The organism is Bacillus sp. FSL W7-1582, from assembly GCF_038593325.1.
In the GTDB taxonomy this organism is placed as follows: domain Bacteria; phylum Bacillota; class Bacilli; order Bacillales; family Bacillaceae; genus Bacillus; species Bacillus altitudinis.
Window position 1 is genome coordinate 965,630 of record NZ_CP151987.1, and the last position, 26,409, is coordinate 992,038.

Below are 26,409 nucleotides of genomic sequence, written 5' to 3' on the forward strand. Positions count from 1 at the left end.
ATGTGAACATGCCAAAGGCAAGACAAATGACAAAAGCTCAAAAAACGAAACAAGGTGACAATCAGGAAAATATAGAAAGCGGCTAGCTTTAAAAGGAGAGACAAACATGTTTTCAGTATTTGTGAAATTAGGCTGGTTCTTTAAACAAGAGTGGAGGCGCTATACAATCGCCATTACGCTGCTGCTCATTGTGAATGTGCTTGAAATGCTGCCACCGAGGTATCTAGGTCAAGCAGTTGATGACATTCGGTCTGGTCAATTTACAACATCTAGTATCTTATTTTACGTAACCATTTTTTGCTTACTTGGTGTCAGTGTCTATGCACTCACCTACTTTTGGATGTATCAATTATTTGGCGGCGCAAATGTCATGGAGCGTGTGATGCGCGGGAAATTAATGCGCCACTTACTTAAGATGACACCTACCTTTTATGAAAAGAAAAAAACCGGAAATCTAATGGCGCTAGGTACAAATGATTTGAATGCTGTGGCTTTAACAACAGGATTTGGCGTTTTAACATTAGTCGATTCCACTGCTTACATGCTGATGATCTTTTTTACGATGGGGTTGACGATCAGCTGGAAATTAACTTTAATGGCCATTATTCCGATGCCGCTGATGGCGATTTTGATAGCGTTTTATGGCAGTAAAATTCATGAACGCTTTACAGTTGCTCAAGATGCATTTGGTGATATGAATGATCGTGTATTAGAATCAGTTGCCGGCGTTCGGGTGATCCGTTCTTTTGTACAGGAAAAACAAGATGTGAATCGCTTTCGAGAAATGACAGACGATGTCTTTCAAAAAAATATGCGTGTGGCGATCATTGATTCATTGTTTGAGCCGACGGTGAAATTGCTTGTGGGGATCAGTTATTTAATCGGTATCGGTTACGGCGCATATCTTGTGTTCCAAAGTGATTTAACCATTGGTGAGCTTGTCGCATTTAACGTCTATCTGGGGATGATGATCTGGCCAATGTTTGCCATTGGTGAATTGATTAATATCATGCAAAGAGGAAATGCCTCATTAGACCGGTTGAATCATACACTCAGTTATCAACCGGATGTAACTGACGCAGCCAAGCCAAAAAGATTACAAGAGCCTGGCGATATTCAATTTGAACATGTGACATTTAGATATCCAACTTCCTCTAAAGATAATCTAACGGATGTCTCCTTTACTGTACGAAAAGGGCAAACGATTGGTATTACAGGAAAAACGGGAAGTGGAAAAACAACGATTGTCAAACAGCTTCTTCGTCAGTATCCGACAGGTGATGGGAAGATCTTACTTTCAGGTGTTCCAATTGAGGACATTGAATTGGATCAACTGTTCCAATGGATTGGCTATGTTCCACAAGATCATGTCCTTTTCTCAAAAAGTGTAGAAGAGAATATGCGTTTCGGTCATAGAGACGCGAGAGAAGCTGAATTAGCACAAGCGATTAAAGATGCTTACTTTGAAAAGGATTTGCGCCTTTTACCAGAAGGCTTGGAAACCATGGTTGGAGAAAAGGGAGTGGCGCTGTCAGGAGGACAGAAGCAGCGGATTTCCATTGCCCGTGCTTTATTAATTGATCCAGACATTTTGATTTTGGATGATTCGTTATCTGCAGTTGATGCAAAAACAGAAACGGCTATTTTAGAGAATTTAAGACAAAATCGTCATGGAAAAACGACATTTATTACAACCCACCGTCTATCAGCTGTAGAGCATGCGGATCTCATTCTTGTCATGGAAGAAGGATGTATTGTTCAAAAGGGAACCCATCAAGCGCTTATTCAGCAAGATGGATGGTATAAAGAGCAATTTCTGCGTCAGCAGCTGACAAATCAGCTGGAAGGAGGGGATGAGGCATGACAACAGGAAGAAGACTTCTTGCCTATGCACTCCTATATAAAAAAGTATTGTCTGTTGCTTTGATCTTTCTGATCATTGCAGTTGGTGCTGAGTTGACAGGACCTTTCATTGGGAAAAAAATGATTGATGATCATATTTTAGGTGTAGAAAAACCGTATGTTGAGGTAAATGAAAAAACAGATAAAACGGTTTATTACCAGGGAAATAACTATATAAGAAGTGACCGGCTACAGAATCAAAATGAAGCTGGAAAGCAAATCAATGTCGTGCAAGTCGGATTTGGGTACTATTTTGTGAATGAACCGATTCGATTTGACGGGAGCCGGACAATAAAAGGGGATCAGCTCACCATTGAAAATGGGAGCGAGCGTGAGACGTATCAGGTACAGCGTTTATCCAAAGAGGAAATCTTTGCTTTTTATCAGCCGGAAATCAGTGGTTTGGTACAGCTTGTTCTATTTTATTTTGGGATGCTCGTCATTGCGATATTCTTTCAATATGGGCAGCACTATTTACTCCAGCGTATTGCAAATCGCATTATTCAAAAAATGCGAGTGGACGTATTTGAACATATCCAAACGCTTCCGATTCGGTATTTTGATAATTTACCGGCTGGAAAGGTTGTCGCGCGGATTACGAATGACACAGAAACCATTCGTGATTTATATGTAACAGTACTCGCTAATTTCGTCACAAGTGCCATTTACATGGTTGGAATTTATATCGCCATGTTCTTATTAAATGTGAAGCTGGCGCTTATTTGTTTAGTGGCTGTTCCGATTATTTTCCTATGGTCGATGACTTACCGAAAGTTTGCGTCGGTTTACAATCACCGCATTCGTTCCATCATTAGTGAAATTAATGCCAAGCTAAATGAAGCCATTCAAGGAATGACGATCATTCAGGCGTTTCGACATGAACAAGCAACGAAAGAAGAGTTTGATGAGCTGAATAACAATCACTTTCGATATCAGCGAAAGATGCTTCATTTAAATTCACTGCTCTCACATAACTTGGTGAATCTGCTTCGGAACTTAGCATATGTCGCACTCATTTGGTATTTTGGCGGCGCGTCCTTAAGTGCGACGGGCATTGTGTCGATTGGGGTGCTCTATGCATTTGTCGATTATTTAAATCGTTTGTTCCAGCCGATTACAGGCATTGTGAATCAATTCTCTAGATTAGAATTAGCCAGGGTTTCATCTGAACGGGTCTTTCGATTATTAGATGAGCCTGGTACTGAAGTGGAAGAACCGGTTCAGAAGAAAATCGAGGGGCACGTTCAATTTCAGGATGTTACCTTTGCGTATAATGAAGGGAAAAATGTATTAAAGAACATCACCTTTGAGGCGAAAAAAGGTCAGACGGTGGCACTCGTTGGACATACCGGTTCTGGGAAAAGTTCGATCATGAATTTGCTGCTGCGTTTTTATGATATTCAGCATGGGGACATCCTCATTGATGGAGAAAGCATCTATGATCAGTCGCGCCAAACGCTGCGTAAGCAAATGGGCATTGTACTTCAAGATCCTTATTTGTTCTCTGGAACGATTGCATCCAATGTCAGTTTAGGAAATGAAGACATTAAAAGAGAAACGATTGAAACATCGTTAAAGCAAGTGGGCGCAGCAGAACTATTAAAGCATTTGCCTGAAGGTTTTGATGAACCAGTTGTTGAAAAGGGGAGTACTCTTTCCTCTGGGGAGCGTCAATTGATTTCATTTGCCCGTGCACTGGCATACGATCCAGCGATCTTAATTCTAGATGAAGCGACGGCTAACATTGATACAGAAACAGAAGCCATCATTCAGCGGGCACTAGATGTCGTCAAAGAAGGACGAACCACTTTTGTCATTGCACACCGATTATCTACTATTAAGAAAGCTGACATGATTTTGGTGTTAGAAAAGGGTGAGATTGTCGAACGCGGCAGCCACGAAGAGCTCATGGAGCAAAGCGGACTGTATGCGCAAATGTACGAATTACAAAAGGGAGCTGTGACGAGCAGCTGATAGGATAAGCAGCAAAAGCCTCTTTCAATTTGAAAGAGGCTTTTTCATGGCAATGAAAAAAGTCGAGGCTTCATGATATGATCTCGACTTTTACTGGTTGTATATCATTTACACGAACTAAATGGTCAATAAGCGATACCGACGCGTTGATGCACAAATTCCTTTGAGTTTAACTGCTGATACAAAAAGTGTGCGGTATCTTCAACTGAAATTTTCTGTCCATCTATAGGGAGAAAATTCTTTTCATAGCGATATGACCGTGTCACTTCTCCATCTGGTAAATAGGTTGGGCAAATGATTGTCCAATCTAGTTCAGTTGATTGAAGAATTTCAAATGCTTTGGCATGTTCTTTAGCAGCTCGGGAAGTGGTTCGCCTTGATTCATTTGTTTCAAAGCGGTAAAGCTCAGGCTGCCGCCTTGCTTTTAAAATCCCCGCAGTGCCAATCGTTATAATTCTTGATGTTCCTGTTTGCTTCATGGCTTGTACGATATGCTCCATTGAAACAGATAAAGTATCATCACCATCTGTTGATAGACAGCTCACGACAATATCTGATCCTTTAATCGTTTCAAGGACATCCTCTTGATTTCTGGAATTGCCGGTGACTTGAAACATACCCGCAAGCATTTCTTCCCGGTTTGTCCGAATTAACGAGCGAACCATGTAACGATCATCTTCTTTTACGAAACGAAGAAATGCTTGTCCTACACGTCCATGAGCACCGAAAAGAGCTATTTTCATCTGATCGATCCCTCCACTACATACTATAAGTGAAAAGAACTTAAAATGGTACAGTTTTATGTCATGCTTTTTTTATAAAGATGAAAGGACCGAATACTATGAGCATATTCACATAATAGAGAGAGACCAACAAATTGTAGAAGTTCAAAATTCACACCTGAAATAATGTCCATGAAGATCCGCTCCTTTCTAATACATCATATGAATTCAAAAGGAATCGGTGAGGGATAAAACCAAAAAAAGAAGACACCATAAGAGGTGCCTTCTATGATCCAGATATGAAATTAAGCTTTTGTTCCGCCAAGGTTTTGCTGAGCGTAAGATACAAGACGTTTCGTGATTTCTCCACCAACTGAACCGTTAGCACGAGCTGTTGTTTCTGCTCCAAGGTTTACACCAAACTCAGAAGCGATTTCGTATTTCATTTGATCGATTGCTTGCGCTGCTCCAGGAACTAGTAATTGATTTGAACTATTAGAATTTGCCATGATGTGAATCTCCTTTTTATATATGATTTTTTTGGTTGGGTTTGCTGGAGTCGCACCAGCGAAATGACCAAGTCATTTGCCACTTGGCGAAACCCAATGCGGTAACTGCTTTGTACTAAATATTATGGTTCGCATCGAAAAAAACATACGGAAAAAGAACATGGTAAATGTTGTTTTCACATACAAAAAACCACCACCCAATGGTGATGGTTTGTGGAACGTCTTCTTATTCAGCTGAGCGGATGCGGAGCTCAGTCTCTGTATCAAAGAAGTGCGCTTTATTCATATCAATGGCAAGAGGGATCGTCTGACCTGCCTGAATATCTGTGCGAGAATCAACACGTGCAATAAACGTTTGACCAGCGAGAGAAGAATAAAGCATCGTTTCGGCTCCCATTAATTCAGCCACTTCTACGTTTGCTTCAATTTTTGTTCCTTCAGAAGCCTCTATAAACACAGGCTCATCATGGAAATCTTCTGGTCTGATGCCTAGAATCACATCTTTTCCGATATAGCCCTGACTGCGTAATACTTTCATTTTTCCTTCTGGTACACGAATGTGCGTATTCCCAATGGCAATGGCTCCGTCAGACAGTTTTCCTGTAAAAAAGTTCATCGCTGGAGAGCCAATAAATCCTCCTACAAAGACATTCTCTGGGTTTTCATACACATCCTTTGGTGCGCCAACCTGCTGAATAAAGCCATCTTTCATGACAACAAGCCGAGTAGCCATTGTCATAGCTTCTGTTTGATCGTGTGTGACATAGATGAATGTCGTCTGCAGCCGCTGATGAAGTTTAGAAATTTCGGCACGCATCTGAACTCGAAGTTTAGCATCTAAATTAGAGAGAGGTTCATCCAAAAGAAAGACTTTTGCATCTCGCACAATGGCCCTTCCAAGTGCAACACGCTGTCTTTGACCTCCAGACAATGCCTTAGGTTTTCGATCTAAGTATTGTTCAAGTCCTAATATTTTTGCAGCGTTTCGTACCCGCTCATCAATTTCTGCTTTAGGAAATTTTCGAAGCTTTAATCCAAAAGCCATATTATCGTACACATTCATATGAGGGTATAAGGCATAGTTTTGGAAAACCATCGCAATATCCCGATCTTTTGGTGCCACATCATTCATTCGCTTGCCGTCTAATAGAAAATCCCCTTGTGAAATTTCTTCAAGGCCTGCAATCATGCGGAGAGTTGTTGATTTTCCGCACCCAGATGGACCAACAAACACAATAAATTCTTTATCCTCAATATGTAGATTAAAGTTATCTACTGCTGTTACTTTGTTATCGTACACTTTATAAATTTGATTTAGCATCATTTCAGCCATAGGTGGTAGCCTCCCAGTCTTTTTTGAAAGCGCTTTACTTATAAATGAAGTGTATAAAAAGGAAGGGTGTCTGTAAATGGACAACGTGCACAACATCTTATTTTCATTTTTAGGCAAGGTGCTCATGATAGGATCATTTAAGAAAGATCGAGAAGATTCATCATGAAATAAGCAGCTGACGCTTCTTGAAAATGCCGTATATCTAGCCCTGTCCGTTCAATAAATTTATCAATCCGATACTGAAGGCTGTTTCGATGAACATATAACGCTTTTGCTGCCTGCGATGCATTTAAATTACACTGCATATAGGTCGTGAGAGTCCGGTAAACGTCCCGATCAAAGATTGTTTCTATAAATGCATCTGAAATAGCGGCAGAAACCATGTCTGTATCATGGCGAATGAAAGCAGGTAGACATTGATAAAATGTTGCAACCCCTGACCTAAGTTTTCCTTGCTTCAGATGCCATAAAAAGAGCTGATGTTCATTTAATAATCTCATTTTTAAATTTCCATTCGGCAAATGCAGCTGTCCTTGCATGAAGACAACGTCTGTTAAAAAATCACTTGTGATGGCTTGAGACAAATCATGTAGCTGTTCAAGTTGACCATTTTCTGATGTAGCATTTGTTTGAATGAGCATAGCTGTTTCAGTGCCTGTCCATATGAAATGAATATGTTCGAGGCTGCTGTTCACAGCCTCTTTTATTTGCTGCCTTTGTTCTGCTTGGTGCTCCATTTTAAAAAAATGAACACGGACAGATTGATCAATGGTGATTGATTTGTTTTCAAAGAGATAGCTGTACCATTTCTGTTCTTCTTCCGTCTCCTGCGTATGAGGTACATCAATTGGTGTGAGGAATGAATTGAGAAGAAGCGTTTCTCTTTCTGTTAGCTCCGTTTTGTTTACTCCGAAAATTTCGCCTTCGTCTGTTTGATACCAGAGAATTTGTTTATCATTTGTTGGTGAACTGATGATATGGTGTCCGTAAACAAGTTTTAGTTTTTCTAACATGGCGAGGCTCCTTAAACAGTTTAATCATACACATGGAATAGCATTAATTCGTGGATTTCTTCTTTTAAGGTTGGTTCAACTTCATGAGGCGGAAGCTGAGAGCCCCATTCAATATCACCCGTTTTGTGATAAATGCCTTCATAGTGTGAACCATTATGAAAAAAGGATATTTTCCAGCCAGGTAATTGCGCTTTTTTAAAGAGAGGTTTCCATTGAAAATGAGAAATCATATCATCATTGCCTCCTTGCTTTTATTGATGAAACAATAAATACACACGACAATCCGGAAACAACCTTGAACTTGGTTTTATTGTATCTCATCTGATGAAAAGAGCATAGGGAAAGCACAGATTTCAGAGACATGAAAAGAAAACATCAGTAGGCGTTTGCATGGTCTATAGGAGTAAGAGCCATTTGTGTTAGGTAAGATGCGTATTCAACGATTCTTTTCCCAATCAGCCATTCTGAGTTTTTCAATGGTGCATGCAGAAAAATCTCGCGGCCTGGACGAGAATTGGCTTCAAACATCCAGATAGCACCCAAGTGATCAATACCTAAGTCAAAGCCAATTTCCCCAATCAGACCAGGCATTTTTTCATCTATCACACGACTAAGTGCTAGGGCAGTATCAGAGAGCTCTTGCAAAATCTTCAAACGTTTCTCTGCATCAGGAAAGATATCATACAGTGTTTTTACTGAACCACCATGCAGTTGATGGGTTGTGACAGTGTGATCTCCTGAAACTTTTCCAGCAACGGCTGTAACAGTCCAATGACCATACTTATTTTTATTCGTATGAATTCTGAAATCCAGTGGTTGATTGTCTATTTGAAGAAGCTCAATGCCTTGTTGTGCAATCAAGTCTTGCATTGCACAATCTTTTCGCAGTTTTTTCACGAAATGGTCTACAGAATGATATGAAGTGGATTTCCCTTTATTTGAGCAGACAGTGATCCCGTTTTCCGTCTTCTTTAACTGATAAATACCGTCTCCGTGACTGCCGTTTGTTGGTTTTAAATAAATGACATGATGCAGATGAAGGAGTGTTTCTATTTTAATTAAAGCATCAAAAGGATCTAATCGTATGGAATGTGGTAAGAAAAAGCTTGTTTTTTCATCTGTTAATAGCTGTTCATGAATGTCCCATTTATTAAAAAAATAAGGGTTGAACCAAGGGATATCGTAGTCTTGAATGAGTTTTCGTTTTGTTTCTTGAATGAATGCCGACTGAGCAGCCTTTCTATTAGGCAGCCGGTCATAAACAACGGATGGGAGGGGCATCTGCTTTTTTACCCAGCGCTCCTCTTGGTAAAGCAAACCGTCTACTATTCCTTTATCCCAATCGATAGAATGAGTACCAAAAAGATATGCAAAACCAGCATGCTGCCTGCAAGATTGCAGCAGTTTTATAAAATAGGAAGATCTTGCGCCTAAAGGTGCTGTATTTTGTTCGAATCCTGCAGTGAAAATGCCGATGAGAGGTCCTATATAGAGTGTATGTTGAACTAATATGACATCAGCTTTCGTTTTGTATGGAATGAGTAAAGCGCGATAAAGGTCTTCTGATAATAAAATCCTTTGTGATTGATGATGATAGGAAATGGTGAAATCATCTACTAAACAAGAACCTAAAGCAATAGATAAAATTGCCCCCTGCTCTTTAAACTGAGCAGGGAGATGTACTGTTTTTTCACTTGCTGAATGAGGAGCGATGATGTAGCGTTTTCTCTTCATAAGGAACCTCCTTTTCTTCAGCCATCATCGATTTGGCATGTTCAAGTATGGTCTGAATCAATTGATTCTCCCTCTCAGGGTAAGCTTTTAAAAAAGAGGATCGTCCTGGCTTTGATCTTACATTTGAGATGAAAAGTCTGCCTTCATTTGTATGAAGCAAGTCTATAGCGAATTCAATACACGGTGAGAAAGTTTTGTCTATAAACGCTGGAAGAGATGACTGAATGGAGGCAACATCATCTAACAGCAGCTCCTTGATGTGTGGCTTTAATGAGTTTAAATAGTGATCAAAGGCTACCACATGAATGGAATTTTGTGTATTGCTTAAAAGGCTGTTTTCTACTGATGGTTTTGTATGAATCCCCATGCTATTCCATTGATTTTGTGAATTTTTTATAAGAAAAATCCTAATTTCATTGAAAATAACGTCTTTTTGATCATTCGTGTTAAAAAATTGAAGGAAAGATCGGCCGATATACTTTTTGCACCAACGCTCAACCTCTTCTGAATGTGAAAAGGTGATGATTTGCTTAGCGTTTAGCTGCACAGTAATGAGTGATTTGTCTCTTAAAGAAATGAAGCAAGAGGGTGCTGCGTGCTGTTGAGAAAGCGGCTGTATTTTACAATATCCGCCCTTTCTGACCAAGTTGAGAAGGTCTGAAGGCTCTGTCAATAGAGAGCAGACAGGTAAGTATGGTTGTAAAGAAGGGAGGAGACGGAGCTGCTCGAATAGCCGCATTTTATTTGAAATTCCAGTATTCAAAAAAACGGTTTTTGGATACTTTTTTAACCAATTCATGATAGGTTTTGCTTTTTTTGATTGTGCGTCATGCTGATAAAGACAACGATCATAAATCAAGTCAGGAATCTGAAATTCTGACGCTTCAAATCCTTTGCCAGTCTTAAATTTTTGACCGTGAATGATATTTGAAGCAGGCTTTAAATCTAGAGGTGAAAAACGAACAACTTCTAAATCAAAAGAAGAGGCTGCTTTGGCAAGCTGAAGTGTGAATGCCTCTTCATGCTTCGGAGAAAGAGTGACAATGCCGAGCGTTGACGTCATGAAACAACACCTACTTTTCAAATTCTTTTTTTAACATCTGAAAAACACTTTTTGTTGATTTTACATAAACTTGGCGTTCCTATATCATTACGACAGATCGTTGTCTCATATGTCACATTGAATGCTTCATTTGCTTGGGCTCTTGACAACAACTATAATACGTATAGATAAAAACAATAAACTTCAGGTGTTGTTTGAAAGGTAGATGACGACTTTGGATATATTCACAACGTTTATCTTTATGATTGTGATAGGTGCAGTGATAGGGGCAGCAACAAACCATCTCGCAATTAAAATGCTCTTTCGTCCGTATAAGCCATATTATTTATTTGGGAAGCAGCTCCCATTTACACCAGGTCTTATTCCTAAAAGGAGAGATGAAGTAGCCAAGCAGGTTGGCGTCATGGTGATGGAGCATTTACTAACGCCAGAGGGTATTCAAAAACGATTTGAATCATCGGAGGCAAGGCAAGAGATATTGCAGACAGTGCACCGATATATTGATAAAGGTGCTGATATGGAAATGACGGTTTTCTCCATGTTAGAAAGATACGGTTTTTCACAGGCTGACGTTAAAGCTGACGCATGGCTTCATCAGTGGACTGATCATAAGCTCCACTCACTGCTTGAAAAGTATGATCAGCAAACGTTGTCTGAGCTGCTGCCACAGGATGTAGAAAATAAGCTTGCATCCAAAATTCCAGATGCCGCAGATTATATTTTAAAGAGAGGCATTCATTATTTTGAAAGTGATGAGGGAAAAGCAAGACTCGGTCATATGATAGATGATTTCTTAAAAGAACGAGGAATGCTTGGCAGTATGGTCCAAATGTTTTTAGGGAATTCAAGCTTAATTGATCGCGTACATCCTGAAATGATGAAGTTCTTAAAGAATGCAGAGACAAAAAGGTTTTTATCAGATTTACTTGTTCAAGAATGGGACAAGGTAAAGCAATTTTCTTTACATGAGCTTGATAAAAAATGGAATGTGAAAGAGCTTCTATTTAGTGTGAAAAAGCAATTGCTTTCACATTTTTCTACAAAGGTGCTGTTAGATAGACCAGTAGGAGTTTACATCAGTGCAGTAGCGGATGATCTTAAGACCAAATTTGCTCCGTCTCTCATTGATAAAGGGATTGAAGCCGCATCTAATGCGCTTGAGGGACTGCTCGCAAAGCTCCAATTTGAAGAAATTATTCGTGAACAAATTGAACTTTTCCCGCTTGAAAAAATGGAAGAGCTTGTGATCAGCATATCTAATAAGGAGCTGAAGATGATCACATTTTTAGGCGGTCTTTTAGGTGGATTGATCGGTGCTGTCCAAGCGATTTTTGTCACCTTATTCTAAGGCAAGATCGAGAAATTTCGATGAATTTATTGTATATATGTGAAACGAAAGCCATAGTTTGTTATAGTGGAGTGGTGTCCGCCGATCCATATCGGTGATAACGGATAGAAAGGAGACATAACATGTCTGTAAATCTTTATGATGTTGCATATGACCTTGAAAAAGCACTGCGTCATAGCGAAGAATATTCAGCGTTAAGAAATCTTTATGATGAGGTAAATGGGGATGAGTCCTCTAAAAGAATGTTTGAGAACTTCCGTGACATTCAAGTAAACCTTCAGCAAAAACAAATGACTGGGCAAGAGATTACACAAGAAGAAGTAGAGCAAGCGCAAAAAACGGTTGCACTTGTGCAGCAGCACGATAAAATCTCTCAGTTGATGGAAGCAGAACAACGCGTAAGTGTTCTCATCGGTGAATTAAATAAAATTATCATGAAGCCTCTTGAAGAGCTTTATGGAAATGCAGAAGAAAATTAATTGAAAGGGCGATCATATTCGCCCTTTTTTTCATTCATATCGCCACTTGTATATCTTTAAAAAAAGGGTTGTCGAAGCTCGTAAATTCTGCGATAATACTTATTGAAAGTGCTTTCAAAAAGCGCTATCGTGATGAATTGGGTGCGTTCCACTTTGGATTTACGGCGATGAGCCAAATGAGAGAGAAGCGCTTCTGGGAGAAAAGCAAAGCATAAGGGGATATGATATAAGCAATGCTTTGGTGTGTGAAAGATGAGGGGATCATGGGGAGCTTCATCACGCCATTGTTACGCATCCAAACCATACATAAAAAAAAGCCTAGGGGTAGGCTTTTTTTATTTGCGATTAGACATAAAACAAGGGCTGCTTCAACTGCATGTTCTAAAGCGATAAGCTAGGGCATATCCTCATCGTAAGTACAGTCATCAAGAAGGGGGATGCCTCAGTGTCAAAAAAGCTACTTGCACTCAATATAGATGGAACGTTACTTCGTTCCAATGGGAAAATCCATTCCGCTACAAAAGAAGCTGTGGAATATGTTAAGAAAAAAGGGGTTTACGTGACGATTGTCACCAACCGTCATTTTCGATCCGCGCAAAAAATTGCCAAGGCGTTGAAAATACCGACTTCAACTCTTGTGACGCATAGTGGTGCATTTATCGCTGATAAGCTTGATGAGCCGCTCCATGTGAAGAAATTAACGGAAGAGAAAACATTTAATCTTGTGCAGATCCTTGAAAGCTTTGATTGTAATGTTCGCTTGTTACATGAAAAATTCTCAATCGGCAATCGGAAAAAAACACAGTCTCAATTGATGGGAAAAACGTTGATTCATCCGTCTGATCCCATTTTCTATCCCGTTCAATTTGTTGAATCATTAAGTGATATGCTCATGGATGAACCGGTTAGCACACCTGTCATTGAAGTGTATTCGACGGCAGCACTTCAGCCTGAAATCCACACAACCATTCAACAAGCATTCCCATCTGTTGATCTGATTAAGATCAGTGATGAGAAAATGAACATTGTATGCAAAGGGGTATCGAAAGAGGCAGGACTTTCTCTTTTAACCTCAGCATTAGGTTTTACATTAGAAGATACGGTCGTGATCGGTCACGGGACAGACGACATCCCGATGCTTGAGTTAGCTGGCTTAGGCGTTGCGATGGGGAATGCACCTCATTCGGTCAAACGTAAAGCCGATTGGGTGACACGTTCTCATGATGAACAGGGTGTTGCTTATATGATCAAAGAATACTTTAGAATGCAGCAAAGGGAAGGTTTTTTACATCAATTTGATATTAAACGATAATATAATGAAGGCCCTGTCTATTAAGAAATGGCAGGGCCTTCGTCTGTTCTCTTCATTGCTTTTCCTAGATGAATTTTGTAAAATGAAACAAGTTTGAAGATAAAGGTGATACGATGCGAATTTTAGTTAAAGGGCTGTCTGATGAACGATTTCATCGACCGCTTGTCAATATAGCCAATTTATTTGAAGAAGATAGTGAAGTGCTGTTTGATTCCGGTGAAGCAAACGATGGCCTAGTGATGGTGTTTGATTGGAAAGAAAATGGCGGTATGGTGGAGGCTTCTGGCCATATTGCTGGATCAGATATGACGAGTCGTTTTACAAGAGAGATGCCAGAGAGCTTGAATGAAAAAGAGCGCTGGAAGCAAATCAAAAACACTGTGTTGTCTGTTTATTTACATCTGCTTCAGGAATATACAGGAATGACGCAAAAATGGGGGATTCTTACGGGGATACGCCCTACGAAATTACTTCATAAGATGCTAAGAGAAGGCATGACAAAGGAAGAAGCACATGCAGCGTTAAAGCGCGATTACTTGATTCATGATGAAAAGATCCATTTGATGCAGGAGATTGTTGATCGTCAAATCAAAGCTATTCCAGATCTGTACGATCTACAGGAGGAAGTGAGTATTTATATCGGTATTCCTTTCTGTCCAACAAAATGTGCTTATTGCACGTTCCCTGCTTATGCCATTCAAGGACAAGCTGGAAGAGTGGGAACGTTTCTTTTTGGGCTGCATTATGAGATGCAAAAAATGGGCGAATGGTTAAAGGAACATGGGATTAAAGTGACGACTGTTTATTTTGGCGGAGGTACTCCAACGAGTATTACAGCAGAAGAAATGGATTTGCTGTATGAGGAGATGTATCGCTCTTTTCCAGATGTGAAACATATTCGGGAAGTCACTGTAGAAGCGGGACGACCTGATACGATTTCACCTGATAAGCTGGAAGTGCTCAACCGTTATCATATTGACCGGATTAGTATCAATCCGCAATCATATGAGAATGAAACATTGAAAGCGATTGGCCGGCACCATAGTGTGGAAGAAACGATTGAAAAGTATCATTTATCAAGGCAGTATGGCATGAATAATATTAACATGGACTTAATCATCGGGCTGCCAGGAGAAGGGCTAAAGGAATTCCAACATTCCTTGTACAAGACAGAAGAACTGAAGCCCGAATCTTTAACGGTGCATACACTTTCCTTTAAGAGAGCGTCTGAAATGACCCGCAATAAGGAAAAGTATCAAGTGGCAGACCGAGAAGAGATCACACGTATGATGGATGAAGCGGTTGCTTGGACAAAGGAACATGACTATCATCCGTACTATTTATACAGACAAAAAAACATTTTAGGGAATCTCGAAAATGTCGGGTATTCGTTAGATGGACAGGAAAGTTTGTATAATATTATCATCATGGAAGAGGTGCAGACGATCATTGGCATCGGATGCGGTGCTGCGAGTAAATTCATTGATCCGCGAACTGGAAAAATTACGCAATATGCCAATCCAAAAGATCCAAAGTCTTATAATGATCGTTATGAGCACTATACGGAAGAGAAGATTCAATTCCTTGAGTCATTATTTGTTTCTCACATGTAAACACTGCGGTGACGCAGTGTTTTTTTCATTTGTAAAAGGGTATATAGGGGGTAAAAAGATAAAGCAGGTGTACATATGATGGATGTGATCGGAATTGGGATTGGGCCAGCAAATTTAGGATTGGCCGCTTTATTAGAGGAGTATGAAGATGTGACATGCTGTTTTTTTGAACAGGAAACCGAATTTGCTTGGCATCCTGGTATGCTCATCAAAGGAACAGACTTACAAGTTTCCTTTCTAGCGGACCTTGTGACAATGGCTAATCCAAGGAGCAAGTATACATTTTTAAATTATTTACATGAATCAAACAGGCTTCACCGCTTTTATACATTTGAACAATTTGATATCCCCCGGAGAGAATTCAATGAGTATTTATCATGGGTTGCAGGTGAATTAGATAGCTGTCAGTTCGGGATGAAGGTGGAAGAAGTGACCGACTGTGAAGACGGGTATCTTGTAAAAGTTCGGCGGTTGAAAGATGGGGCGCTTTCTGAATATCGTGCAAAACATGTCGTTCTTGGAACGGGAAGCAAGCCGATGATTCCTGTCGATGTGCCAGAAGCTGCGTTGCCGCATGTGACCCATAGCAGCCGTTATGTGGATCAACAAAAAGAACTTCATGAAGCTGAAACGGTGGCGGTGATTGGTTCAGGTCAGAGTGCAGCTGAAATTTTCTTAGACCTGCTTCAGCATCAGAAGAAAGGACAGAAGCTTTCATGGTTTACACGTTCAAGTGAATTTAGAGAGCTAGAGACAGCGGAGCTTGGTCAGGAGCTATTTACACCTAAGTATGTTGAATATTTTCATTCCCTTCCTTATGAAGAACGGATGAACACATTGCCTAGACTGGCAGGATTAAGGAATGGCATAGATGCATCGACGCTTTCTCGTATTTATCAGGAATTGTACCATCGCTCCGTTTCAGGAGAAGAGCCTTCTGTACTCATTCAGCCAATGACTGAGCTTGAAGCGATACATATGGAGGATGAGCAGCAGTTAGAGCTGCATTTGAAACAATGGCAACTGAAGAAAGAAAAGAAAATCACAGCCGATCATGTGGTATTGGCTACAGGATATACGCCTAATATTCCGGAATGGTTTAGCGCATATGAACCATTGATTGAATGGGAGAGCGATAAGCATTTTAAAGTGACAGACGACTTCAGGCTTGTGTTTAAAGACAAACGGTCTCATCATTTCTTTACATTCACGAACCTCGATCACTCTCATGGAACAGCGGCGACCAATTTAAAACTATCGATCTACCGCAATCAGAAAGTCATCCGAACCATTCGCGGGGATACGAAAGAACAAGTGAAGCAAGAAACGGCATTTCAGCAATTTGAATAGATATAAAAAAAGGGCCCCAGCACAGGGCCCTTTTCAATTAAATGGTTGTTTCTCTTTTTACTTTTGGTTTTTCAGTTTTCCATTTGAAGATTTTGTTTAGGATTTGATAGATACGCTTTGATTCTTTCGTCACTAGCGGTCCTAAAATCGCAAGGATTAATACATATAATGCAGCAAATGGCTTCAATGTAGCGGCAAGCCCGCCTGCAATCCCAAGTTCGGCTACAATGATGGAAAACTCTCCTCTTGATACGATGGTTAATCCAATATTAGAAGAAGCTTTATGAGAGAAACCGGCTCTTCTTCCAGCAAACATCCCGGCGGTGAAGTTCCCAATTAAGGTAAGAATGACAGCGCCGATCGCAAGCCAGAAGGCATCTCCTAATGTAAATGGATCAATACTTAATCCGAAGCTGAAGAAGAACATGGCGCCAAAGAAATCTCTAAAAGGAACAACGAGATGTTCAATGCGGTCTGAGTGCTCTGTTTCTGAAAACACAAGACCGAGTAAGAGAGCGCCAATGGCCTCTGCGACATGAATCGTCTCTGAAAAACCAGCCACGAAGAACAAAGCGGCAAAAATGACAATGATAAATACTTCATTTGAACGGATATCGAATAGTTTGTTTAATAGTTTTGGCAGCTTACGTGCGATGATAAAGAAAATCATCATGTAACCAAAAGCGATTAAAATAGATAATAAGGCACCGCCAACGGACGTGGCATCTCCAAGGACAAGACCGGATACGACAGATAAATAGACGGCGAGAAAAATATCCTCAAACATAATAATCCCAAGAATTAACTCTGTTTCAGGGTTCGCTGTCCGTTTTAAATCGACAAGGACTTTGGCGACAATGGCGCTGGATGAAATGGTGATAACGCCTGCCATAATGAGAACTTCAAGGAATCCAAAGCCTGTGATAAACCCATAAAGCAATCCTAAGCTAAAGTTGATCAAAATATAAATAGATCCGCCGACTGCAATGGATTTACCCGATTTTATGAGTTTGCCGACAGAGAACTCAAGCCCAAGGTAGAATAGAAGGAACAGGACACCCATTCTACCAAAAAACGAAATAATCTCGGTGCTCTCGATAAACTTCAAATCAATGATCCCGATTGTTGGTGCATGCGGACCAACAATCATCCCGAGGACAATGAGAAAAGGAATGATAGAAAATTTAATTTTATTGGCGATTAAGCTGGCAATGGCGATGAGAATAAGCGCCGTTCCAACTTCAAAGACTAAATGATCCATTCATCACTCTCCCCCTCTAGAAAGAAAATCACGTATCAATCGCTTCAAGTGTTTTCTTTCGCCTGAAATGACCATCGTATCATTTGCTTGAATAATCGAATCGGCACCGGGGTTGAGTAATTTTTCATTTGTATGTTTAATGATCGCAATGACGGTGACTTCATAATTTTGTCTCACATCTAAATCGCCGAGTGTATGTCCAACCGCTTTTGCGTCTTTTTCTACCTTAAACCATTCAATGATCAAATCATTGAATGCCATTTCAATCGTTTCAAGTGCTTGCGGCTTATACACCATACCGCCAATAATGGCCGCAATTTGCCGGGCTTCAGCATCATCGAGAGAAATGGTGGACAGTATTTCATCTGGATCTTCATCGTCGAAACGATAAATCTCCCGTCTGCCATCATCATGAATCACAATCGTCATCTTTTCTCTATTTCTCGTTTCAATTTCAAATTTCTTTCCAATCCCAGGAAGATCATTTTCTTTAATGTTCATTTTATCCCTCCGAATATGATAGGTTTTGTTTTTCATATAGTGAGTACGGATGAAATAAAATGAATCAGTCGAGGTAATTTGATTGGTACATAATGGGGATTGCACACTTCATTTCTAAAAAACATAAATCAATAGATAACGCTGTGGTTGATGCAAGCTTTACAAGAAAAGCTTTTGAAGCGCCCATTGATAACCTCTGTTTTAACAGAAGAGATGCGGCATGTTTTTTTGAAAACGGAGGTGTCTTCACAGCATTGATTTCTTCATCATAAATCGATGGAGAAATCAGGCTCGGTGTGCTCGCTTCTGCTTGTGAAGCAAAAACGACATTTGAAAAGGGAGAAAACATGACGATGCAGCTAATCAATATACATATGGAACTTCTTATCAATCATTCTCCCCCTTTCATATGATGTTTTATTTCTTATTTTACTATATAAAAATATATTTCTCGTTTCAACAATTATGCTTATTTTAGTATCAGTTGATCTTGAAATTTTTTGTGTAGAGGAAAAGGAATTGCTTGATGGAAATTGAAGTAAGTGATGAGCTTGAAAAGAAAGAGGGGGAATGGATGATGACATATATCAATTGTCAGGTAGATGGGGATATTTTTGAAATCGTTTTCAATAGGCCTGAAGCGTATAATTCGTTTCATGTTGACATGTTTGCTGAATTGAAGGAAGCGTGTGATACAGCGAGTGAGAGCAGTGCGAAAATTGTTGTACTCAAGGGGATGGGCAAAGGGTTTTCAGCAGGCGGAGATATTGGCATGATGCTAAAGCAAGATCGTGAAGAAGATTTTCATCGCGTGATGGATCTGATCGAGGGAATTACACTTTCTTTAGCCAGTATGAAAAAAGTGACGATTGCACTTGTCCACGGGGCAGCGGCTGGTCTTGCTTTTAGCTTTGCCCTTAGCTGTGACTATTTGTTTATGCATCAAGATGCTAAACTTGCCATGAACTTTAATGGAATCGGGTTAATCCCAGATGGCGGAGGGCATTTTTTCCTCACCAAAAGAGTTAGTGAACAAACCGCTAAACAATTGATTTGGAGCGGGCAAAAGCTGCCGGCTGAAGAAGCGCTCAAGCTTCGCCTTGCAGACGGCGTGTTTCAAGATGAGGTAGATACTTATCAGAAAGCGTGCGTCAAGCCATTTTTAAATATGCCACTTCAAGCCTTTGTTGAAACAAAGATGATTTATTTTCAGCAGTCAGAATCACAGCTGTTAGCCGTTCTTCAAAAAGAGCGTGCTGCACAAGCTAGACTGAGACAAAGCCGTGATCATCAGGAGGGTGTTCAAGCGTTTTTGGAAAAAAGACGTCCTGTGTTTCATTAAATAGAAGAATGAATGGCCGGCGGATGCCGGCTTTTTTAACGTTCAAATAAAAGAAGTTTACCTGCATCATTGACGAGCCGGTGAGAATGCTTTGTGTATTGTTGTTCGATTAAACGATGACGTCCTAATTCTTTTGCTTTTTCATCACTATCTGTGGTGATTTTTTCGTTTAATAAGGTTTCACCTGACGAATCAAATACAGTCAAATAGTAGGTTTTCTCCATCTCTGATCTTCCCTTTCTTCTTGTTTTTTAATGAATTATACAAGGAGGAAGTTAAAACCTCTTTTTTTACCCCTAAAAATGTGTTTTTTAGAATAAGAGCGATAGAACGTGCATTCGTAAAAACGGCGTGATAAAATATGGACAACTACAGTAACGTACAAGGAGATAGACGTTTGACGAAGCTCACTTTTATTCATGCCGCAGATCTTCATTTAGATAGTCCGTTTGCGGGAATGTCCAATATACCGAACCGAATTTTTAAGAGGTTGAAAGAAAGTACATTTCAAAGTGCCAAGAACATGTTTGAACTTGCAATTGATCGAGAAGTAGACTTTATGCTGCTTAGCGGAGATCTATTTGACGAATCGAATCGCAGCCTAAAAGCACAGCTTTTTTTAAGAAATCAGTTTCTTCAGCTACAATCACACGGGATTGAAGTGTTTGTTATTTATGGTAATCATGATCATTTAGGTGGTGAATGGACACCAATTGAGTGGCCAGAGAATGTTCACGTTTTTTTGAGCAGTACGCCAAGTGAGCAAGCCTTTTATAGAGATGGTCAGCTTGTGGCAAGTATTTACGGGTTCAGCTACAAAGAGCGAGCTGTCCATGAAAATATGACACCTTATTATGAAAAAACAACAGATGCCCCCTATCATATTGCCATGCTTCACGGCACATTAGCAGGTCAAGAAGGGCATGATGCGTATGCACCATTTCAGCTTCAGCAGCTTCTAGCGCGGGATTTTGATTATTGGGCGCTTGGACATATTCATAAGCGGACTCTTCTGCATGAAGACCCAATGGTGATCTATCCTGGAAACGTGCAAGGAAGACATATAAAAGAAACAGGAGAGAAAGGCTGTTATGTCGTTTACCTATCTGAAGATGCTCAAAGAGCGGAGTTTATGAGCTGTTCAGATGTCATCTTTGAGACATTGACAATAGATATCACACATACCGCTCATATGACCGATCTTGTGACACTTGTGGACAAAAAGATGAGTGGACTGAAAGAGAGAGGTGTTCCTCATTTTGTGAAAATCGTACTAACTGGCGATGCTCCTGCTTATATGGAGCTCACGCAGCTTGAAGTGCTTGAGGAGCTGATGGCTGTTCTTCATGAACAGGAGGAAGATGAAGACTTGTTCGTTTGGGTGATGTCGATTGACTGCCGGACACATGAAGATGCCGTCTATCCAGAAGATTCTTTTTTGACAGAACTAACAGCAGAAATTGCCGAGTTTGATGCGTATGATGAGCTGCTTTCACCGATCAAGCGTCATCCAACCTATAGAAAGGCAGGAAGAGCTTTTACAAAAGAGGACGAGATCGATATTAAAGAAGAGGCACAAAGGCTGCTGGCAGAACAGCTGAAGCATTTATGAGAAAAGGAGAGGCATGATGAAAATACGTTCACTCCATATTGCGAATTTCGGGAAATTTTCCAATCAAACCTTCCACTTTTCTGATGACGGTTTTCAGTTAGTTTATGGCCTGAATGAATCGGGGAAAACGACATTGAAGGCGTTTATTGAATCGATATTATTTGGTTTTTCCAAAAGCCATATGTATAAGCCAAAGCATGGCTCATTTTATGGCGGGTCTCTTACATGTTTAGATGAGGAATTAGGTGTGATTCATATTGAAAGAACATCTGATCATGGCGGACAAGCTCAGGTGTTGCTGCCAAATGGTGAAGTGAAAGATGAAGCGTTTCTACATGCGATGTTAAAGGGAACGGATCGCAGATTATACCAATCGATCTATTCTTTTGACGTGTTTGGTCTGCAAAATGTACAAGCATTAAATCAAGATCAAATAGGGGAATTTCTACTCTTTTCAAGTTTGTTTGGCTCAGATGCGGCATCCAAAATGGACAGCAGGTTACTAAAACAGCAGGAGCAGCTTTTTAAACCGAATGGACGTAAGCCTGAATTAAATCAGCAGCTTGATCATGTAAAAGAGCTGTCAAGTAAGTTGAAACAGGCCAAATTGGTAGAAAGTCGTTATACTGCAAAGAAAAAAGAACAAGCTGAATTAACCGAGAAGGTAGAAATGCTTCAGCATGCAATGAGACAGACTGAAGAAGAGATTCAGCTTTTGACTGAACATATTCGACTTTATCCTATGATAGAAAAAAAGATAGAGTTAAAAAAAGATTTGGCTAGTTATCCAGAACGAGTCAAACGGTTTAGACCGGAAACCGCGCATGAACTTGATAAATTAGAATCACACCTTCACCCAAAAAAGGCGCAAGTGACGGCACTGAAACAAAAATTAGATCATTTGCAAACGTCGCTCACGCAAGTTCAGCCACTCTATGACAAGGATACGGTATTGGAGATGAAGCGAGTCATAGCTGAATCATCTGATGCTGAACTTGTGAAGAAACGCTTAGCAGAAGGGAAAACAGAGCAGAATTCTTTGAAACAAAAAATAGAAGAAGCATCAGCGAAGCTGAAGTGGCAGCGTCCAATCAAGCTTGACCAGCTGGATGATTCACTTGACTTTGAGTGGGAATTAAAAGAGGCTGTGAGCCAATACGTTCGTTTAATGGATAGGAAAACGCAGCTCGATGACCGGTTTGATCATGCAAGACATGAGCTAGAAGAAGCGGAAACCGCTCTAAAAGGATTAAAGGAACAGCCCGTTAAAGAGCAAGATGCAGAAGATGTCAGGGGCACAAGGGCTACAGTGAAACAGAAGCATTCCAGAGTGTGGTTATTCCCGCTGATGTTCGTGCTATGTGCTATCATTCTCACGGTCTTATTCGTTTTAGCAGAGAGCTGGGTGACGTTACTGTTTGCAGGATTTTCCGTATTTATCTTGATTGCTATTTATCCAGTGCTTAAACAGACTCAGATGAAGGAAGCAAACGACAGTAACGCCTATCATTCTTTTCAAGTTCAAACAGCTTCAGCTGAAACGCTAGTGAAGCAAAAGGAGCTTTTATACGAAAGAATGATACAGCAGTATGAAGACTGGGAGCGGGAACTGGAACCTGTACAGCAGCAAGTAGAAGATATGAGAAGGCAGCTGGGTTTGTCCTCAGAGCTCTCATTCCTTGTGGAAGCTTTCCATATCCTGAAACAATTAAAAGCGAATACAGCGGCATATGAGGCGCTTAACAAGGAAATAGAGATGCTCACACAGCAGCAATCGACCTACGAGCAAAGAGTTTCAGCGCTCATGAGTCTCCTTCAAAGAAAAGAAGGGACCATTCAAGAGAATATCTCAGCCTTTCAAGAGATATTGAAAGATGAGGAAAAAAGAGAAAAAGAATGTCAGACATTGCACGTATCCATTCAACATGTAGAGCAGCAGCTGACAACATTAGAAGGAGAAGTTCAATATTATGAAAAACAAACGGACGAGCTTTTTCGAAAAGTAGAAGCAGCGTCAAAAGAAGATTATCATGTCCTATCTCATCTATCCAAAGAATACCGTGAGCGGCTGTACAATTTGCAGCAGCTGAACCAAGAGCTGCACAAAAGCGGTTATATAGATGAGGAAGAGGTCATTGTCCGTAAAGGTTTACGCACCCTTGAGGAGCAGTGTGCACAAGCAAAAAAACGTCTGAATGAATTGCAAGAGAATGTGACGAATATGAAAAAACGCTTGGCAGAATTAGCAGTAGAAATACGCCAAATAGAAGCATCAGGTACAGTGTCTGATTTGACTCATCAGCTTGCTGTAGAGCAGGAGCAGGCAAAGCATCTAGCGAAAAAATGGGCGGCTATTCAGCTCGTTCGTTCCGTCATTCGAGAGAAACTCAATGAGCATAAAGAAACGAGGCTACCAGCACTCCTCCAAACAGCTTCCCGATTTATTCAGCCGTTAACGAATGATCGATATGAAGTGATTTTATTTTCTGCCGAAGATGACCGGCTGATTGTGAAACGGAGGGATGGACGCCTATTCCGCCCGGAGGAGCTTTCACAAGCAACATGTGAGCAAATTTATCTCTCGATTCGTTTTGCACTTGCTTTGTCCCACCAGCAAGATTGTCAGCTCCCATTTATGATGGATGACAGTTTCGTTCACTTTGATCATGTCCGTCTAGACAGGGTGCTGGAGCTGATGAATGAACTCACTCGTTTTGAAACACAGCTGTTTTATTTCACTTGTCATCATTATATGAAACAAGCAGCGGAAGACGGGCAGATTACGAGTTTAGTAGTGGAATGATTGACAAATTATGACTTATGTTATACTTATATGAGCAGAAACATGGAAGGAGCATTTATTGAATGGCTAAAGGGATCATGACCTATGACGTCGGCGAACAAGTTGACCTGCATTTATTAATTAAATCATCTACTAAAGGGATTGCGAGTAATGGCAAACCATTTTTAACGTTAATTCTTCAAGATCAAAGTGGAGATATTGAGGCGAAGCTATGGGATGCAAAGCAGAATGATGAACTCACATATGCCGCGCAAACCATTGTGAAGGTAGTAGGTGATATTCATCATTATCGCGGAAGGAATCAGCTGAAGCTTAGGAATATACGTCCTGTTGCTGAAAACGAGCAAATCCGCATTGATGATTTTCTAGAAACAGCTCCTATTCCAAAGCACGATATGATGGATACCATCATGCAATATATTTTTGATATGAAAAACCCTAATATTCAGCGTGTCACAAGACATTTGCTGAAGAAATATGGACAGGAATTCGCTGATTACCCAGCAGCTACGAAAAACCATCACGAGTTTGTTTCGGGTCTTGCCTATCACGTGGTATCGATGCTTCATTTAGCGAAATCCATTGTTGATCTATACCCATCACTAGATCGAGATCTTTTATATTCAGGGATCATTCTACATGATTTAGGGAAAGTCAAAGAGCTTTCGGGTCCTGTCTCCACCACATATACAGTAGAAGGGAACTTAATTGGCCACATTTCTATTATGGTGACAGAAATTGCGAAAGCCGCAGAGGAGCTTGGCATTGATTCTGAGGAAATTCTGATTCTGCAGCATTTAGTGCTGAGTCATCATGGAAAAGGGGAGTGGGGCAGTCCTAAACCACCAATGGTGAAGGAAGCCGAAATTCTCCACTATATAGATAATTTAGATGCAAAAATGAACATGATGGATCGTGCGCTTGAGCATGTGAAGCCAGGAGAATATACAGAGCGTATTTTTGCACTAGAGAATCGTTCGTTTTATAAACCAACCTTTCACAATGAATCATCATGATAAAACGCCCGTTTGATGCGGGCGTTTTTTTTCATAACTTGTCTTCTTTTCGCATAAGCATGTAACACAAAGGAAGAGAGATTAGTCCTGAAAAAGGAGGGGAAGACAATGTTATTTTTTCCATGGTGGGTATATGCATGTATCATTGGTATTATTTTTTGTGCCTATAAATTAATGACGACAGCCAAAGAGGAGCAAGAGATTGATCAATCCTTTATTGAAAAAGAGGGAGAAATCTTTATCGAACGAATGGAGCAGGAGAGAGAGCGTAGACGTCAAGGACAGCAAATGAAACGATCACAGGAAACGGCGAAGCATGAGGACCATTCGATTGCATAATCAATAAGAATAAAAAAACCCCTCTACAAGTTCATGTAGAGGGGTTTTTCGTTCATTATTGGTTTGTTGTTTGTTGTGTGGTTTGCTCAGATTTTTCTTTGAATGTATTTTCAAGTTCTTTATCTTTTACTTTCACATCAGCATCTTTCACCAATTTGTTTAAGATCGTCTGAATTTCATTGTTATCTGCTTGTTTTTGATCAAGCAGTTCTTTTTTCAAGTCTGCTTTCATGTCATCGTATTTACCGCGTTCTTCGGTCTTTTTAATGATATGGTAACCAAATTGAGATTTTACTGGTTTGCTGATTTCATTTACTTTTAGTTTGAAGGCAGCTTTACTGAAGTTCTCATCCATTTGGCCATCTTTTGCGAACCAGCCTACATCGCCGCCTTGTGCTGCTGAAGCAGTGTCAGTTGAATATTCAGATACAAGGTCATCCCATTTTTCGCCTTTATCTAATTTCTTTTCTACTTCATCTGCTGTTTTCTTGTCAGCAACTAAAATGTGGCTTGCACGGATTTTCCCTTTTAGGTCATCATAATACGCTTTTACTTCTTTGTCAGTGATTTTGATGTTAGCTTTGGCAGCCTTTTGAGTCAGCAGCTCATATTTTACTTGATCTTTGATGTAATCTTTTCCGAATTCATCTTGAAGTTGTTTTAAACGATCTTCACCAAGTGTCTTTTTATATTCTTCCAATTTCTTATCAATTTCTTTATCTGATACTTTGTATTTGTCAGCAAGAACCTTTTGTTGAACAAGTAGGTTTAAAGCATCTCCACCTGCTTGTTTTTTAAGTGTTGTGTAAAGCTCTTCTTTTGTGACATCTCCTGATTTTGTTGTTGCGATCACTTCTTTGTCACCGCTACTGCATGCGCCAAGAGTTAAAACACTTACTGCTGTTACAGCTGCTAAAGCCATTTTTTTCATTCAAAAAACACTCCTAATCTTTCCAATTTATTTATCATTGCTTGTATCATAACATATTGTGACATGCTGTAAAAAGAAATGCAAATGGGAGGGCATTCGTCTAGTCAAATTTTTGCGACCAACATACACATATATTGATCACAAAAAGGAGGCTGAATTATATGGGAGCAGGATATTCTAATGGGTTTGCTTTATTGGTCGTGCTATTCATTTTGCTGATCATCGTTGGTGCAGCATATCTTTATTAATTAA

At 40.1% G+C, this 26,409-nt stretch carries 25 protein-coding genes; 13 read left to right on the top strand and 12 right to left on the bottom strand.

What is annotated here, in order from left to right:
- The first annotated feature begins 106 nt into the window (after positions 1-106).
- Positions 107-1,864, top strand: coding sequence for an ABC transporter transmembrane domain-containing protein (locus NSQ11_RS04895; protein WP_017360331.1), 1,758 nt, complete (start codon positions 107-109; stop codon positions 1,862-1,864).
- Positions 1,861-3,876, top strand: coding sequence for an ABC transporter ATP-binding protein (locus NSQ11_RS04900; protein WP_017360330.1), 2,016 nt, complete (start codon positions 1,861-1,863; stop codon positions 3,874-3,876). Before NSQ11_RS04895 ends, NSQ11_RS04900 begins: the two co-directional genes overlap by 4 nt.
- A 125-nt stretch (positions 3,877-4,001) precedes the next feature.
- Here the strand turns inward: NSQ11_RS04900 and NSQ11_RS04905 are convergent, their stop codons facing one another.
- The 7 genes from NSQ11_RS04905 to NSQ11_RS04935 form a co-directional block, all read right to left on the bottom strand.
- A complete protein-coding gene (locus NSQ11_RS04905; RefSeq protein WP_017360329.1) occupies positions 4,002-4,619 on the bottom strand; it encodes an NAD(P)H-binding protein in 618 nt (205 codons plus the stop codon).
- 284 nt (positions 4,620-4,903) lie between these two features.
- Positions 4,904-5,107: an alpha/beta-type small acid-soluble spore protein gene (locus NSQ11_RS04910; RefSeq protein ID WP_008348940.1), complete on the bottom strand. Its 204-nt coding sequence runs from the start codon at positions 5,105-5,107 to the stop codon at positions 4,904-4,906.
- A 226-nt stretch (positions 5,108-5,333) separates the two neighbouring features.
- A complete protein-coding gene (gene ugpC / locus NSQ11_RS04915) occupies positions 5,334-6,440 on the bottom strand; it encodes a sn-glycerol-3-phosphate ABC transporter ATP-binding protein UgpC (RefSeq protein ID WP_024719977.1) in 1,107 nt (368 codons plus the stop codon).
- Positions 6,441-6,577: 137 nt separating this feature from the next.
- Positions 6,578-7,453, bottom strand: coding sequence for a helix-turn-helix domain-containing protein (locus NSQ11_RS04920; RefSeq protein WP_017360327.1), 876 nt, complete (start codon positions 7,451-7,453; stop codon positions 6,578-6,580).
- 20 nt (positions 7,454-7,473) lie between these two features.
- Positions 7,474-7,683, bottom strand: coding sequence for a YheE family protein (locus tag NSQ11_RS04925; RefSeq protein ID WP_008348933.1), 210 nt, complete (start codon positions 7,681-7,683; stop codon positions 7,474-7,476).
- 145 nt (positions 7,684-7,828) lie between these two features.
- Positions 7,829-9,187 (bottom strand): YheC/YheD family protein, encoded by a 1,359-nt coding sequence (locus NSQ11_RS04930; protein WP_046343082.1) that lies wholly within the window; start codon positions 9,185-9,187, stop codon positions 7,829-7,831.
- On the bottom strand, positions 9,144-10,250 hold the full coding sequence (locus NSQ11_RS04935) for a YheC/YheD family protein (RefSeq protein WP_135227145.1): 1,107 nt from the start codon (positions 10,248-10,250) through the stop codon (positions 9,144-9,146). The genes NSQ11_RS04930 and NSQ11_RS04935 overlap by 44 nt, the downstream gene beginning before the upstream one ends.
- Before the next feature lie 214 nt (positions 10,251-10,464).
- On the opposite strand from NSQ11_RS04935, the gene NSQ11_RS04940 reads away from it, so the two are divergent.
- From NSQ11_RS04940 to NSQ11_RS04960, 5 genes are all read left to right on the top strand, one after another.
- A complete protein-coding gene (locus NSQ11_RS04940) occupies positions 10,465-11,598 on the top strand; it encodes a DUF445 family protein (RefSeq protein WP_017360325.1) in 1,134 nt (377 codons plus the stop codon).
- A 122-nt stretch (positions 11,599-11,720) separates the two neighbouring features.
- The gene (locus tag NSQ11_RS04945) at positions 11,721-12,077 is read left to right on the top strand and encodes a YlbF family regulator (protein WP_007497132.1); all 357 of its coding nucleotides are present in this window, start codon (positions 11,721-11,723) and stop codon (positions 12,075-12,077) included.
- A 445-nt stretch (positions 12,078-12,522) separates the two neighbouring features.
- Positions 12,523-13,389: a Cof-type HAD-IIB family hydrolase gene (locus NSQ11_RS04950; protein ID WP_008348923.1), complete on the top strand. Its 867-nt coding sequence runs from the start codon at positions 12,523-12,525 to the stop codon at positions 13,387-13,389.
- A 113-nt stretch (positions 13,390-13,502) separates the two neighbouring features.
- Positions 13,503-15,002 carry a coproporphyrinogen III oxidase gene (locus tag NSQ11_RS04955; RefSeq protein WP_081114748.1) on the top strand — a complete coding sequence of 500 codons (1,500 nt, stop codon included), beginning with the start codon at positions 13,503-13,505 and terminating at the stop codon, positions 15,000-15,002.
- Positions 15,003-15,077: 75 nt separating this feature from the next.
- Positions 15,078-16,352, top strand: coding sequence for a SidA/IucD/PvdA family monooxygenase (locus tag NSQ11_RS04960; protein WP_342501287.1), 1,275 nt, complete (start codon positions 15,078-15,080; stop codon positions 16,350-16,352).
- Between the two features lie 37 nt (positions 16,353-16,389).
- Here NSQ11_RS04960 and NSQ11_RS04965 read toward each other — a convergent pair whose 3' ends face one another.
- From NSQ11_RS04965 to NSQ11_RS04975, 3 genes are all read right to left on the bottom strand, one after another.
- Positions 16,390-17,613, bottom strand: coding sequence for a cation:proton antiporter (locus tag NSQ11_RS04965; protein ID WP_007497140.1), 1,224 nt, complete (start codon positions 17,611-17,613; stop codon positions 16,390-16,392).
- A gap of 3 nt (positions 17,614-17,616) precedes the next feature.
- On the bottom strand, positions 17,617-18,114 hold the full coding sequence (locus NSQ11_RS04970) for a cation:proton antiporter regulatory subunit (RefSeq protein WP_008348915.1): 498 nt from the start codon (positions 18,112-18,114) through the stop codon (positions 17,617-17,619).
- 64 nt (positions 18,115-18,178) lie between these two features.
- Entirely contained in the window at positions 18,179-18,505 is a 327-nt protein-coding gene (locus tag NSQ11_RS04975; protein ID WP_025207030.1) for a hypothetical protein, read from the bottom strand.
- Between the two features lie 135 nt (positions 18,506-18,640).
- Here NSQ11_RS04975 and NSQ11_RS04980 point away from each other — a divergent pair, with 135 nt between their 5' ends.
- Positions 18,641-19,456 carry an enoyl-CoA hydratase gene (locus NSQ11_RS04980; RefSeq protein ID WP_080688154.1) on the top strand — a complete coding sequence of 272 codons (816 nt, stop codon included), beginning with the start codon at positions 18,641-18,643 and terminating at the stop codon, positions 19,454-19,456.
- A gap of 35 nt (positions 19,457-19,491) precedes the next feature.
- Here the strand turns inward: NSQ11_RS04980 and NSQ11_RS04985 are convergent, their stop codons facing one another.
- Complete coding sequence (locus NSQ11_RS04985; RefSeq protein ID WP_024719988.1) at positions 19,492-19,680, bottom strand: YhzD family protein; 189 nt, start codon at positions 19,678-19,680, stop codon at positions 19,492-19,494.
- Between the two features lie 173 nt (positions 19,681-19,853).
- On the opposite strand from NSQ11_RS04985, the gene NSQ11_RS04990 reads away from it, so the two are divergent.
- The 4 genes from NSQ11_RS04990 (at position 19,854) to NSQ11_RS05005 (ending at position 25,226) form a co-directional block, all read left to right on the top strand.
- A complete protein-coding gene (locus tag NSQ11_RS04990; RefSeq protein WP_048001731.1) occupies positions 19,854-21,068 on the top strand; it encodes a DNA repair exonuclease in 1,215 nt (404 codons plus the stop codon).
- A gap of 16 nt (positions 21,069-21,084) precedes the next feature.
- Positions 21,085-23,871, top strand: a complete 2,787-nt coding sequence (locus tag NSQ11_RS04995) for an AAA family ATPase (protein ID WP_048001730.1) — start codon at positions 21,085-21,087, stop codon at positions 23,869-23,871.
- 62 nt (positions 23,872-23,933) lie between these two features.
- Entirely contained in the window at positions 23,934-24,887 is a 954-nt protein-coding gene (gene yhaM, locus NSQ11_RS05000) for a 3'-5' exoribonuclease YhaM (RefSeq protein WP_007497151.1), read from the top strand.
- Positions 24,888-24,995: 108 nt separating this feature from the next.
- Complete coding sequence (locus NSQ11_RS05005) at positions 24,996-25,226, top strand: sporulation YhaL family protein (protein WP_017360318.1); 231 nt, start codon at positions 24,996-24,998, stop codon at positions 25,224-25,226.
- A gap of 55 nt (positions 25,227-25,281) precedes the next feature.
- Here the strand turns inward: NSQ11_RS05005 and NSQ11_RS05010 are convergent, their stop codons facing one another.
- Positions 25,282-26,157: a peptidylprolyl isomerase gene (locus tag NSQ11_RS05010; RefSeq protein WP_007497153.1), complete on the bottom strand. Its 876-nt coding sequence runs from the start codon at positions 26,155-26,157 to the stop codon at positions 25,282-25,284.
- A 161-nt stretch (positions 26,158-26,318) separates the two neighbouring features.
- On the opposite strand from NSQ11_RS05010, the gene NSQ11_RS05015 reads away from it, so the two are divergent.
- Entirely contained in the window at positions 26,319-26,405 is an 87-nt protein-coding gene (locus NSQ11_RS05015) for a YjcZ family sporulation protein (protein ID WP_008361129.1), read from the top strand.
- Positions 26,406-26,409 lie beyond the last annotated feature (4 nt).